At 70.4% G+C, this 12716-nt stretch carries 10 protein-coding genes and 1 pseudogene; 6 read left to right on the top strand and 5 right to left on the bottom strand.

From position 1 onward, the window contains the following. The first annotated feature begins 46 nt into the window (after window positions 1–46). Window positions 47–1075, top strand: a complete 1029-nt coding sequence (locus Msi02_RS19720) for a saccharopine dehydrogenase family protein (protein ID WP_204049711.1) — start codon at window positions 47–49, stop codon at window positions 1073–1075. Window positions 1076–1137: 62 nt separating this feature from the next. Continuing rightward, on the top strand, window positions 1138–3135 hold the full coding sequence (locus Msi02_RS19715) for a thioredoxin domain-containing protein (RefSeq protein ID WP_204049710.1): 1998 nt from the start codon (window positions 1138–1140) through the stop codon (window positions 3133–3135). A gap of 74 nt (window positions 3136–3209) precedes the next feature. On the opposite strand, the pseudogene Msi02_RS44800 reads toward Msi02_RS19715, so the two are convergent. The 3 genes and pseudogenes from Msi02_RS44800 to Msi02_RS19705 form a co-directional block, all read right to left on the bottom strand. Then, window positions 3210–3302 (bottom strand): annotated as a pseudogene (locus Msi02_RS44800) (IS982 family transposase); the annotation flags it as partial. Between the two features lie 51 nt (window positions 3303–3353). Then, window positions 3354–4463: a mandelate racemase/muconate lactonizing enzyme family protein gene (locus Msi02_RS19710; RefSeq protein ID WP_204049709.1), complete on the bottom strand. Its 1110-nt coding sequence runs from the start codon at window positions 4461–4463 to the stop codon at window positions 3354–3356. A 137-nt stretch (window positions 4464–4600) separates the two neighbouring features. After that, window positions 4601–5014, bottom strand: a complete 414-nt coding sequence (locus tag Msi02_RS19705; RefSeq protein WP_204049708.1) for a RidA family protein — start codon at window positions 5012–5014, stop codon at window positions 4601–4603. 73 nt (window positions 5015–5087) lie between these two features. On the opposite strand from Msi02_RS19705, the gene Msi02_RS19700 reads away from it, so the two are divergent. Next, complete coding sequence (locus Msi02_RS19700) at window positions 5088–5981, top strand: LysR family transcriptional regulator (RefSeq protein ID WP_204049707.1); 894 nt, start codon at window positions 5088–5090, stop codon at window positions 5979–5981. A 219-nt stretch (window positions 5982–6200) separates the two neighbouring features. Here the strand turns inward: Msi02_RS19700 and Msi02_RS19695 are convergent, their stop codons facing one another. Continuing rightward, entirely contained in the window at window positions 6201–8693 is a 2493-nt protein-coding gene (locus Msi02_RS19695) for a transglycosylase domain-containing protein (RefSeq protein ID WP_239108540.1), read from the bottom strand. Between the two features lie 161 nt (window positions 8694–8854). After that, window positions 8855–9322: an Lrp/AsnC family transcriptional regulator gene (locus Msi02_RS19690; protein WP_204049706.1), complete on the bottom strand. Its 468-nt coding sequence runs from the start codon at window positions 9320–9322 to the stop codon at window positions 8855–8857. Between the two features lie 96 nt (window positions 9323–9418). On the opposite strand from Msi02_RS19690, the gene hppD reads away from it, so the two are divergent. From hppD to Msi02_RS19675, 3 genes are all read left to right on the top strand, one after another. Continuing rightward, the gene (gene hppD, locus Msi02_RS19685; protein WP_204049705.1) at window positions 9419–10522 is read left to right on the top strand and encodes a 4-hydroxyphenylpyruvate dioxygenase; all 1104 of its coding nucleotides are present in this window, start codon (window positions 9419–9421) and stop codon (window positions 10520–10522) included. Window positions 10523–10579: 57 nt separating this feature from the next. Then, window positions 10580–11086: an RDD family protein gene (locus tag Msi02_RS19680; RefSeq protein WP_204049704.1), complete on the top strand. Its 507-nt coding sequence runs from the start codon at window positions 10580–10582 to the stop codon at window positions 11084–11086. A 131-nt stretch (window positions 11087–11217) separates the two neighbouring features. Further along, on the top strand, window positions 11218–12696 hold the full coding sequence (locus Msi02_RS19675; RefSeq protein WP_239108539.1) for a M1 family metallopeptidase: 1479 nt from the start codon (window positions 11218–11220) through the stop codon (window positions 12694–12696). The last annotated feature ends 20 nt before the right edge of the window (window positions 12697–12716 follow it).

The raw sequence follows: 12716 nt of genomic DNA, 5'->3' as shown, positions 1-12716 counted from the left end.
GTCAGGATGTCCACACCAGCAAGACGTACGAGGAGAAGGAGAACCGATGGGATCGGGCCTCACGGTGGCGGTGTTCGGCGCGTACGGGCACACCGGGCGCTTTGTGGTGGCACAGCTGCGGGATCGCGGGTTCGTTCCGGTTCTGTCCGGGCGCGACGCCGACAAGCTGAAGACGCTGGCGTACGAGTCCGGGCTGGAGGCCCGCCCGGCGTCGGTCGACGCCCCGGCCTCGCTCGACCGCGCGCTGGCCGGCGCGGCGGCCGTGGTCAACTGTGCCGGGCCCTTCGCCGCGACGGCCGCCCCCGTGATCGAGGCGGCGCTGCGCGCCGGGATCCCGTACGTGGATGTGGCGGCCGAGATCGAGGCCAACGTCGACACGTTCACGCACTTCGCGGACCGCGCCCGGGCGGCGGGAGCGGTGATCGTCCCTGCGATGGCCTTCTACGGCGGTTTCGGCGACCTGCTGGCCACCGCCGCGATGGGCGACTGGACGGCGGCCGACGAGGCGCACGTCGCGTACGGGCTGAGCGGTTGGCACCCGACCCCCGGGACACGTGCCTCCGGCGTGGTCTCCGGGCAGCGGCGGGGCGGCCGGCGCGTCCGTTACGCGAACGGCCGGCTGGAGTACCGCGACGACAAGGCGCCGATCCTGGAGTGGCCGTTCCCCGAGCCGATGGGGCCGCGGGCCGTCATCGGGGAGTTCACGATGGCTGACGTCGTCACCATTCCCAGCCACCTGTCCATCCCCGACGTGCGCACCTACATGACGGTCGAGGCGGCAAGGGACCTGTCGGACCCGGACACGCCGACGCCGGCCCCGGTGGACGAGCGTGGGCGGTCCGCGCAGACCTTCCTCGTCGACGTCGTCGTGCGCTCCGGCGGCGACGAGCGGCGCGCCGTGGCGAGCGGCCAGGACATCTACGCCATCACCGCGCCGCTCGCGGTGGAGGCGGTCGACCGGATACTCACCGGGCGGACCAGGACCACCGGCGTCGCCTCCGCCGGCGCGATCTTCGACGCCCTCGACTTCCTCCGCGCGCTGTCCCCCCACATCTCCCTGGAATTGCGTCCGTAGCAGTGATCATCACGGTGTTCGGGCCCGGTCCGGGAGAACAGACGGTGTGAGAGGCTGGGCTTATGAATCGGCTGGGTGGCGAGACCTCTCCCTACCTCCTGCAACATGCGGACAACCCGGTGGACTGGTTCCCCTGGGGCGAGGAGGCGTTCGCGGAGGCGCGCGGGCGTGACGTCCCCCTGCTGATCAGCGTGGGCTATTCGGCGTGTCACTGGTGTCATGTGATGGCACACGAGTCGTTCGAGGACGAGGCCACCGCGCGGCTGATGAACGAGTTGTTCGTCAACGTCAAGGTGGACCGCGAGGAGCGGCCCGACGTGGACGCCGTCTACATGGGCGCGGTCCAGGCGATGACCGGGCAGGGCGGCTGGCCGATGACGGTCTTCGCCACCCCCGACGGACACCCGTTCTACGCCGGCACCTACTTCCCCCGGTCGCACTTCCAGCGGCTGCTGCACGCCGTCTCGCAGGCCTGGCGGCAGGACCGGGAGGGCGTCCTGGCCCAGGGAGAGAAGGTGGTGGAGGCGCTCACCGAGCGCACAGGGGCGCCCTCGGGCCCGCTGCCCACCGCCGAGACCCTCGATCTCGCCGTACGGAACCTCTCGGGCGGCTTCGACGAGCGGCGGGGCGGGTTCGGCGGGGCGCCGAAGTTCCCGCCGTCCATGGTCCTGGAGTTCCTGCTGCGGCACGGCACCCGGGATGCCGTGGCCATGGCGGAGACGACCATGGAGGCGATGGCCAGGGGCGGCATGTACGACCAGCTCGGCGGGGGCTTCGCCCGCTACTCGGTGGACGCGGACTGGGTCGTGCCGCACTTCGAGAAGATGCTCTACGACAACGCGCTGCTGCTGCGGGTCTACGCCCACTGGTGGCGCTCGACCGGCTCGGTCCTGGCCAGGCGGGTGGTCCTGGAGACCGCCGAATGGCTGCTGCGGGAGATGCGCACCCCCGAGGGCGCGTTCGCCTCGGCCCTCGACGCCGACAGCGAGGGACCGGACGGCACCCACGGCGAGGGGTTGTTCTACGTCTGGACCCCCGAACAGCTCCGCGAGGTCCTCGGGGAGGACGACGGGGCCTGGGCGGCCTCGGTGTTCGAGGTGACCGGCACGTTCGAGCACGGCACGTCGGTGCTCCAGCTTCTCGCCGACCCCGACGACCCGGCCCGGTTCGACCGGGTCCGTACGGCCCTGCGCGCCGCCCGGGAGCAACGGCCACGACCCGGCCGGGACGACAAGATCGTGGCCTCCTGGAACGGGCTCGCGATCGCCGCCCTGGCCGAGGCGGGCGCGCTCTTCGACCGGCCGGACCTGATCGAGGCCGCACGCGAGGCGGCCGTGCTGCTCGACGAACTGCACACGGTGAGCCGCGACCCGGCCCGGCTGCTGCGGACCTCCCGCGACGGCCGGGCGGGGGCCAACGCCGGCATGCTGGAGGACTACGCCGACACGGCCGAGGGCTTGCTCGCCCTCTACGGCGTCACCGGCGAGAGCCGGTGGTTCCAGCGGGCCGGAGACCTGCTGGAGACCGTGCTGACGAGGTTCCCCGACGGGTCGGGAGGGTTCTACGACGCCCCCGACGACGGCGAGCGGCTGTTCCAGCGGCCCCAGGACCCGACCGACAACGCGACGCCCTCGGGCCAGTTCGCGGCGGCGGGGGCGCTGCTGTCGTACGCCGCGCTCACCGGTTCGGCCCGGCACCGGGAGGCGGCCGAGGCGGCGCTGGGCACGGTCTCCGCGCTGGCGGAGCGGTACGCCCGGTTCGCCGGATGGGGTCTCGCGGTTGCGGAGGCGGCGCTACACGGCCCCGCCGAGGTGGCGATCGTCGGCCCGGCCGACGACGCCCGCACCCGCGCGCTGCACAGGGCGGCCCTCATGTCCGGCACGCCGGGACTGGTCGTCGCGCTGGGCACGGGACAACTCGGCGCCGCGCCGGTGGACGTGCCGCTGCTCGAAGGGCGAGGCATGGTCGACGGGTCGCCTGCGGCTTATGTGTGCCGGCGGTTCACCTGCCGGGCGCCGGTCACCACCCCCGCGGAGCTGCGCGCCGAACTCGCCCACTAGAGACGAGTCAGTCCTGAGTCCGGTCAGTGGTCGTAGGCGATCAGCGATCGGGTGATGGGCCGGCTGGTGGCGCGGCGGATGCCGAGCAGGGCCGGGGCGATGGCCAGGGTGAGCAGCTCGGCGTCGGTGAGCTTGGGCGGGCGTCCGGTCCGAGCCGGACGCCCCAGCCAGTCATCGGCTCGATCCTTCGGGGGCGGTTCCGGAAGGGACGGCGACCGTCATGTCCGTGCCTCCGTGGCTTCCCGGACTTCTGCCGCGACCAGACCGGAGATGCCCAGGCCCGGCGCGTCGGGCAGCACGACCGCAGCGCCTTGGTACCGCATGCCGCCGACGACGGCGGGGCGCCGGAGCCACCACACCGCGTCGAGGTCGCTCACCATCGTGGTCCCGTAGGCGGCTACCAGGCTCGCCGCGGCGCCGGTGCCGATCTCGGTCTCCAACATGGAGCCGAGGATGGTGCCCATGCCCTGGGCTCGCGCCAGTTCGAGGAGGGTGCGGGCGCCGCTGAGCCCACCGCTCTTCGCCAGCTTGACGTTTATCATGTCCGCCGCGCGCCGGCGGATCACCTCCACCAGGTCGCGCACGTCGAAGACGGACTCGTCCGCCATGATCGGGGTCTCGACGTGGTCGCTCACCCAGGCCAGGCCCTCCACATCCCGGTAGGCCACCGGCTGTTCGACGAACTCCACCCCCATGCCGACGTCCTCCAGCGAGCGGATGACCCGTACCGCCTCGCGGGGCGTCCACCCCTGGTTGGCGTCGAGACGGATCCTCACCTCGGGACCGGCCGCCTGGCGGACCGCCGTCACACGGTCGATGTCTGTGACCGCGTCCGTGCCGACCTTGACTTTCAGCACGTCGAAGCCCTCCGCGGCCCGGCTCTTCGCCGCCCTGGACAGGCTGTCCACCGTGCCGGCTGCAAGGCTCACATCGGTGGGCACCACCAGCCGGGAGCCGCCGAGCATCCGGACCAGCGGGACCCCGAGGCGGACCGCGGCGAGATCGTGGAGCGCGATGTCCACCGCGGCCTTGGCCGGCTCGTTGCCGACCACGGCGCCGCTGACTCTGCGACAGTTCTCCACCAGGTCATCGGCATCGCGGCCGACGAGAAGCGGGGCGAAGACCTCGCTGACGCACGCCTCGCTGGAGGCGAGTGAGGATCCGGTGACAGTCCACACCTCCGGCGCCTCACCGAAGCCGGAGCGCCCGTCGCGGTCGACGATCTCGACGACGACGGTCGAGACGTGGGTCAGGTGCGCCAGGGCGGTGACGAACGGCGTGTGGAGGGGAGCCACCAGACGGTGGACATGGACAGCGGCGATGGTCATCGATCAGCCTCGTTGCACTCAGGGGGTTCTATCGGACGCACAGCAAGGCGGATCATCGAGGCCCTCGCTCGTTCGTGGAGCGCGAAATCTGGAGCAGCGCGCATGAGGCGATTCGCGGGACCTGTTCCTCCTGCCGGTCAGTAAGCAGCGGGTGCGGGCCTTGGCTCTGCGGGCCGTCGTGCGTACACCTCGATCTCGAACTTCATGCGGGAATCGGAGAGCCCGCACACGAGCATCGTCGCGGCCGGGCGGATGTCACCGAAACAGCGGCGCAGAATCGGCCAGCACGGCTGGAAGTCCTCACGGTCGGGCAGCAGGTATCTGACCCGGACGACGTCGGCGAACGAGCAACCCGCCTCGGCCAGTGCCGATTCGACGTTGCGCAGGCACTGCTCGGCCTGCTCGACCACGTCGGTGGAGATCGTCATGGTCGCGTAGTCGAACCCGGTCGTCCCGGACACGTGCACCCAGTCGCCGTCGATCACCGCCCGTGCGTAGCCGATCTCCTCTTCGAAGGTGGATCCACTCACGATCACGCGTCGCTCTGTCATGTCGCGAAAAGGTAGGCAACCAGCAGCGATATGTCCAACACGTTCAGGAGAATCATCTGATATCTCTACAGGTATGGACCGTCCTGAGCTCAGCCTCCAGCAGCTTCACGCCTTCGCGGTCCTCTCCGAGGAACTTCACTTTGGGCGCACAGCGGAGCGGCTGGGCATCGCGCAACCACCGCTCAGCCAGCAGATCCGCCGCCTGGAAGCGAAGGTCGGGCACCCGCTGTTCACCCGAGGACCCGGCGCGGTCGCCCTCACCGAGGCAGGACACCAACTCCTGCCCGCCGCTCGGCGCGCACTCGACGAGATCGCCGTCGGCCTGGACGCGGCCCGACGCACTGGCAGCGGTGAGGCCGGTCGTATCCGGATCGGCTTTTCCGCATCGCTCGCGCTGACCGTCCTGCCGGGCTTGTTGCGCGCCTACCACGATCGGTTTCCCCAGGTGGAGATGGAGATCCGCGAGATGACCACAGCGCCGCAGGTGACCGCTCTCCACGAGCACGTGATCGACGTGGGACTCCTGCGCGAGCCGCCGGACGAGCCGGGGCTGGCGACCGAGACGATCTTGTCCGAGGAGTTCATCGCGGTCGTGCCGGCCGCCCACCCCCTTGCGGCCCAGCGCGTCCTCCCGATCAAAGCACTCGCGGACGAACCGTTCGTGTTGCTGCCCCGCACTGCCGGACCGATGTTGCATGACCGGATCCTCGACTTGTGCCGCAGTGCGGGTTTCGAACCCCGCCTTGGCCAGCAGGCGGTCGAATGGCAGACGGTCTGCGCGCTCGTCGAGGCAGGACTGGGAGTGTCACTCGCCCCGGCGAGCATCCGGCGGATCCGCCTCAAGGGTGTCGCATACCGCCGGATCGAACCGAACAGCGCACGCACCGCCGTCGCAGTGGCCTGGCGTCGCGACGACCAGAACCCCCTGGTCACACGATTCCTGGAGACCGCCCGCAGCGAACCCTGAAGCCCCTCCTCCTTCTCAGCCGAGGCGATCATGGCCAAACAGCGCGCGCTCGCCGAAGCCCTCCCCGTCAGCGGGGGCAAGCCCTTCACCTTCCGAACCCCCGGGAGAGCGTGGTCGGCGGCCTCGCTCCGGCCGTGCCGGACCGCCTTTGTGACGTCAAGCGCCGCCACAGCGTCTTCGCGCGTCAGTCGCCCGCCGCTGGGATGCCGGGCCGGGCCGTCAGCGGGCGGGAACCTGGGCGACCGGGAGCTGCGGCCCGGGGATCTGCGTGACCGGGCCTGCCTGACCGTTCTGACCAGTCTGGCCGGCCTGCCCGTTCTGAGCAGCCTGACCGGTCTGGCCCGTCTGGCCGGTTCGCCGCGTGCCCGGGTCGGTCTGGCCGGACCGTCTGGTGCCCGCGTCGGATCTGGTGGTTCCCGTCCCGGTGGCGGCGCGGGTGGCGGGGTCCGCGGCACCCGTGTCGCGGGCACGCCCCGTGCCGGTCGGGCCGTTCGGGCCGGTCGTGTCGCCGATGCCGTTCGCGCCGCTGATGCCGTTCGCGCCGCCTCTCGGGCCGGCCTCGCGGTCCTGGCCGGTCGCGCCCTGCTGCTCCTCGTCCGCACCTGTGGGCCCGCCGGGCACGCCGGGCATGTCGGGGCCGGGCACGGTCGGCCCGTCACCCGGCCCGTACGGGATGGGCGACCCGGCCGGCGCCGACGGATAGGCCGTGGGGGCCTCGCTCTGCTGAGGCATCGCCATCCCGTAGGTGTCCCAGTAGTAGGGGTTCCACGTGACCGGGTCGGGGAACTCCCGGACCGGCTTGCCCTCCATGGCGGTGCTCATGAAGGTCTTCCAGATCTCGGCGGGCAGCGTGCCCCCGTACAACTCGCCGTAGCCGGGGACGGTCACCGGCTTGTTGTCGTCGCGGAACATGTCGACCGCGACGGCCAGTTGGGGGACGTAGCCGGAGAACCAGACGGCCGCCGACTCGTCGGTGGTGCCGGTCTTGCCCGCCACCGGGCGGTCCCACAACCGCGCGGCGGTGCCGGTGCCGCTGCGCACCACCTGCTCCAGCGCGTACGTCGTGTCGGCGGCGGTGTTCTCGCTGAAGGCCCGGGTGCCGGCCGGGGCGAACTTCCGGGTGAGTCCGGTGCTGTCGGTGACCGCCCGGATCACGTGCGGCTCATGGTGGATGCCTCCCGCGGCGAAGGTGGCGAACCCGGAGGCCTGCTGCACGGCGCTCACCGAGGCCACGCCGAGGGGCAACGTGGCGGCGCTCTGGTGTGGGGTGAGTTGCGCCGCGGGGATCCCCGCGGCCCGCGCCGCCGCGACGACCTTGTCGAGGCCGATCCGCTGCCCGAGGTCCACGAAGGCGGTGTTGACCGAGAACTGCGTCGCCTGGAGCAGGGTGATCGCCTGCCCGTACGACTTGCCGCCCGAGTTGGGGATGTCGGCGGAGCCGATACGGATGGGGGAGTTGCCGTAGACCAGCGTGTCGAGCCCGTATCCGGCTTCGAGCGCGGCGGCCAGCGTGTAGGGCTTGAAGGTCGAGCCGGCCTGGACCTTGGCGGAGAAGGCGTTGTCGTACTGGTTGGTCTCGTAACGGCCGCCGTAGAAGGCGACGACCTCGCCGGTCTCGGGATCGACGGCCGCCAGGCCGGTGCGGACCTTCTTGGGGGTGTCGTCCGGCAGGACCGACTTGACCGCCTGCTGGGCCTGCGCCATCAGCTTCTTGTCGAACGTCGTGGTGACCTTCAGGCCGCCGTGGTTGATGTCCTCGTCGGTGTAGCCGAGCCGGTTCAGCTCGGCGCGCACCTGCGCCAGCATGTAGCCGTTCTGACCGCCGAGGGACAGCGGCGCCCGCTGCTTGGCGAGTGTGGGGAACACCTGGGCGTCGGCCTCTTCACGGCTGATCGCGCCGGTCTCGCGCATGCCCCGGATCACCGACGTCCATCTGGCCTTCACCGCGTCGAGCGCGTCCCCGGTCGGGTTGGCGAACCGGGTGGGCTGCTGGATCACGGCGGCGAGGTAGGCGCCCTCGGCCGCCGTCAGGTTCTGCACGTCCTTGTCGAAGTAGGCCCGCGCGGCGGCCTGGATGCCGTACGCCCCGCGGCCGAAGTAGATGGTGTTCAGGTAGCGCTCCAGCACCCAGTCTTTCGGCTTGGAACGATCCACCTTCAGCGCGATCATGATCTCCTTGAGCTTGCGCCCGATGGAGCGTTCCTGACCGAGGCCGCTGTAGTAGTTGCGGACCATCTGCTGGGTGATCGTAGAGCCGCCCTGGAGCTGACGCCCGGTGACCGTCGACCAGACGGCGCGGGCCGTACCGGACAGGGAGACGCCCTGGTCCTGGTAGAACGTCCGGTTCTCCGCCGCGATGACCGCGCTTCTGACGACCTGGGGGACCTGTGTGAGCGGCACGTTCTTGCGGTTGACGCCCTCGGTGGCGAGGACCGTCCTGCCGTCCCGGTAGTAGATCACCGAGCCCTGGGCCGTCGCCAGTTCCTGGGTGCTGTCCGGGATGGGGGTCAGCGCCCACACCACGGCGAGGAACACGACGAGCCCGACGATTCCGGCGCCCAGGCTCGCGAGGAGGACACGCGGCAGCCGTCTTCGCCGGCGAGGCTTCGGCGCGTCGCCGTCCCCGCCGCCTCCTCCCCCGTTCGGGCCGCCGAGTGGCGCCCGCGGATCCGCGGCGCCCTCCCCGATCGGGCCCTCTTCGGCGCTGTCCACGCTGTGACCCCCGATAAGTCCGATACCCCCGCTACGCCCATTTGTGCCCTCTGAGCTGGGCGGATGGAACCACGGTAAACGATGGCCATCGATGGTCCGGCACTTCCCGCGACGTCTGTGGAAAAGCCTGTCCTTCGCAAGGGCACTGTGGAAAACCGGTGTCAGCCCCCGGCGGCACGGACGAGCGGGAGGGTCCGGTACGGCACCGGCGTGTCGAGCGCGATCACCGATTCGGTCCGTACGACGCCCTGCACGTCCACGATCAGGTCGATGACGCGCTGGAGGTCGGCGTTGCTGCGGGCGACCACGCGGCAGAGCATGTCTCCCCCGCCGGTGATCGTGTGGACCTCCAGGACCTCGGGGACGAGCGCGAGTTGGTCGGCCACCGGCACGTGCCCCGCGACCTGCCTGATGTGCAACGTCACGAACGCCGTCACGTCGAAGCCGAGCGCGGCCGGATCGATGTCCGGGCCGTAGCCGGTGATGACCCCCTTCGCGGCCATGCGATCGAGCCGGGCCTGCACCGTTCCCCGGGCGACGTTCAGCCTTCGGGAGCACTCGAGGACGCCGATCCTGGGCTCGGCGGCCAGCAGGGCGACGAGCCGGGCGTCGAGGTGGTCAATCGTCATAACGGTTTCCCCTTGTACGAGGCGAAGATTGAGCATATTGTCCACCGAATCAACTCACTGTTGCACAAATTGGCCACGCCAATCGACAGTTGAGGCATGAACGATGTCTTTCCGGTTCACGGCATGGACGCGGTGGTCTTCGCGGTCGGCAACGCGAAGCAGGCCGCCCACTACTACTCGACCGCCTTCGGGATGCGCCTGGTGGCCTACCGGGGGCCGGAGACGGGCAGCCGCGAGGAGGTCGCGTACGTCCTCGTGTCGGGCTCGGCCCGGTTCGAGCTGCGCGGAGCCGTACGCGCGGGCACGCCGCTCGCGCGTCACGTGGCCGAGCACGGCGACGGCGTCATCGACCTCGCGCTGGACGTGCCGGATGTGGAAGCGGCCTACCGTCACGCGCTGGCGCAGGGGGCCCGGGGGCTGGAGGAGCCCCACGTGGTCGAGGACGACCACGGCAAGGTCGTGGTCGCGGCCATCGCGACCTACGGCGAGACCCGGCACACGCTGGTCGACAGGTCCAACTACACCGGCCCCTACCTGCCGGGATACGTCGCGGCCGAGCCCATCGTCGCGCCGCCCGCGGTGAAGAACGGCCGGCTCTTCCAGGCGATCGACCACTGCGTCGGCAACGTCGAGCGCATGGAGGAGTGGGTGGAGTTCTATGAGAAGGTCATGGGCTTCACCAAGATGGCCGAGTTCATCGGCGACGACATCGCCACCGAATACTCGGCGCTCATGTCCAAGGTCGTCGCGGACGGCACCCGCAAGGTCAAGTTCCCGCTGAACGAGCCCGCAGAGGGCAAGAAGAAGTCCCAGATCGAGGAGTTCCTGGAGTTCTACGGCGGCCCCGGCGTGCAGCACATCGCGCTGGCCACCAACGACATCGTCACGACGGTCGACGCCATGCGCGCGGCGGGGATCGAGTTCCTCGACACGCCCGACTCCTACTACGACGACCCGGAGCTGCGCTCCCGCATCGGCGAGGTCCGCGTGCCGGTCGAGGAGCTGAAGAAGCGCCGCATCCTCGTGGACCGCGACGAGGACGGCTATCTTCTGCAGATCTTCACCAAGCCGGTGGTGGACCGCCCGACCGTCTTCTTCGAGCTCATCGAGCGTCACGGGTCCCTCGGCTTCGGCAAGGGCAACTTCAAGGCGCTCTTCGAGGCCATCGAGCGCGAGCAGGAGCGCCGCGGCACCCTCTGACCCACCCTTTGCGCGTGCCCGGCTTTGACCGAAGGGCGGCGGGGTGACCATTCAGCCATGGGAACACCGCCGCCTCCGGGAAACCCGTACGAGGAACCGAGGATTCCCTGGACGCCCCCGCCCTTCGGGCAGACGGCGCCGCGGCTCGCCGGCCGCTGGCGCCGTCTGTTCGCCGGGATCGTGGACGCCGCGCTCGTCGGACTCGTCACCTCACCGCTCACCTGGGACAACTGGAGGGTCGTGTACGACAGCACGGCGGGGGCGGTGGCGCGGATCCCGGTCGGCAACGGACTTCTCATGGGAGTGATCGGGTTCCTCTACTACTGGTTGCTCCAGTCGTTCTGGAACGGCCAGACCGTGGGCAAGAGGCTGTTCGGCATGCGCGTCGTGCGGGAGACCGGGGAGCCGGCCGGCCCCGGGCCGATCGCGGTGCGGCAGGCGGTGGAGATCGTGCTGGGCTGGCTGTGCTGCCTCGGACTGGTGAACCTCGCGTGGATCCTGTTCGACCGCAGGAAGCAGGCCCTGCACGACAAGGCGGCCCGTACGCTCGTCGTGGACGCCTGACCCGCGCGCCCGCGGGAACCCCGGCGACCCCCGCGAGCAGGGAAAACGTCCGGAGTCACTACCCGGACCACGCCACGGCCTCGCGTAGAGTTGCCAGACATATGTCCACGCACCGTCTTCCTCCGTTCTCAGTGACGACCACGACGCCGACCACCACACCGGTGCGGGCCGTCAGGTCGGTCTCCGCCCTGATCTGCGCCGTGGCCGTGGGGGCCGCCACCGCCTGCGCGCCGTCCGAGGGCGCGGTCGTGCCGTCCCTGGTGGCGGCCGCTCCGGCATCGCCGGGTGCGGGCGCGTCGAGGGGCACCACCGGCGCCCCGGGGATCGGCGACCCCGACTTCCCCAGTGACGGCAACGGCGGCTACGACGTCCAGCACTACGACCTGCGCCTGTCGTACGACCCGGCGTCCAGGAAGCTCGCGGGCAGCGCCACGATCGAGGCGAAGGCCGTACAGGACCTGACGTCGTTCGACCTGGACCTGCACGGGCTCACGGTGAGCCGGGTGACGGTGGACGGCGGAACTGCCTCGTTCAGCCGCAGCCAGGACGAGCTCGTGATCCAGCCGGGCCGGCGGATCTCGAACGGCGACCGGTTCGCGGTGACGGTCGACTACTCGGGCGTGCCCGAACCGATGCGCGACTCCGCCAACCTCGGCGAGTACGGCTTCATCTCCACGGCGGACGGGGCGTTCGTCACGTGTGAGCCGAACGGCGCGAAGACCTGGTTCCCGTCGAACGACCACCCGTCGGACAAGGCGACCTACGACTTCCAGATCTCCGTCCCCGAGGGGCTGACCGCGATCGCCAACGGCGAGATGGCGGGGACTCCGCAGACCAAGGGGGGCAAGACGACCTTCGTCTGGCGGGAGAAGCACCCGATGGCGAGCTACCTCGCCACGATGACGACCGGGAAGTTCCAGGTCCGCACCGGCACGAGCGACAAGGGACTGCCGATCTACGTCGCCGTCGCCGACTCCTTCCGCGGCTCGCTCGACCAGCTCCTCACGCAGACGGGGAAGATCACCGACTACTGGTCGACCGTGTTCGGGCCGTACCCGTTCTCCTCGACGGGCGGCGTGATCGACGACTACGCGGCCGGGTACGCGCTGGAGAACCAGACCAAGCCCATCTACGGCGGCTTCTCCCCCGAGCCCACGATCATCGCGCACGAGCTCGCGCACCAGTGGTTCGGCGACAGCCTGAGCATCGGGCGCTGGCGGGACCTGTGGCTGAACGAGGGCTTCGCGACGTACGCCGAATGGCTGTGGGCGGAGCACACCGGCCAGTACACGGCCGATTCGGCTTTCAAGCGCTACTACGCGAACGCGGGGGATGCCATGTGGGCCTACCCTCCGGGCGCGGCCCGCGCCGACGACCTGTTCAGCTCCGCCGTCTACACCCGCGGCGCGATGACGCTGCACGCCCTGCGGCGGGAGATCGGCGACGACAAGTTCTTCCCGCTGATCAGGGCGTGGACCGACGCCCACAGGTACGGCAACGTCACGACGCAGGAGTTCATCGCGCTGGCCGAGCGCGTGTCGGGCAAGAACCTCACGGGGCTGTTCGACGCCTGGCTGTTCCAGCCGAAGCGTCCCGCTCCGGTCACCTGACTATTCACACCGGGGGACGA

The sequence above is a fragment of the Microbispora siamensis genome (assembly GCF_016863095.1).
Taxonomy (GTDB): domain Bacteria; phylum Actinomycetota; class Actinomycetes; order Streptosporangiales; family Streptosporangiaceae; genus Microbispora; species Microbispora siamensis.
This window is presented reverse-complemented; position numbering and strand designations above follow the sequence as displayed.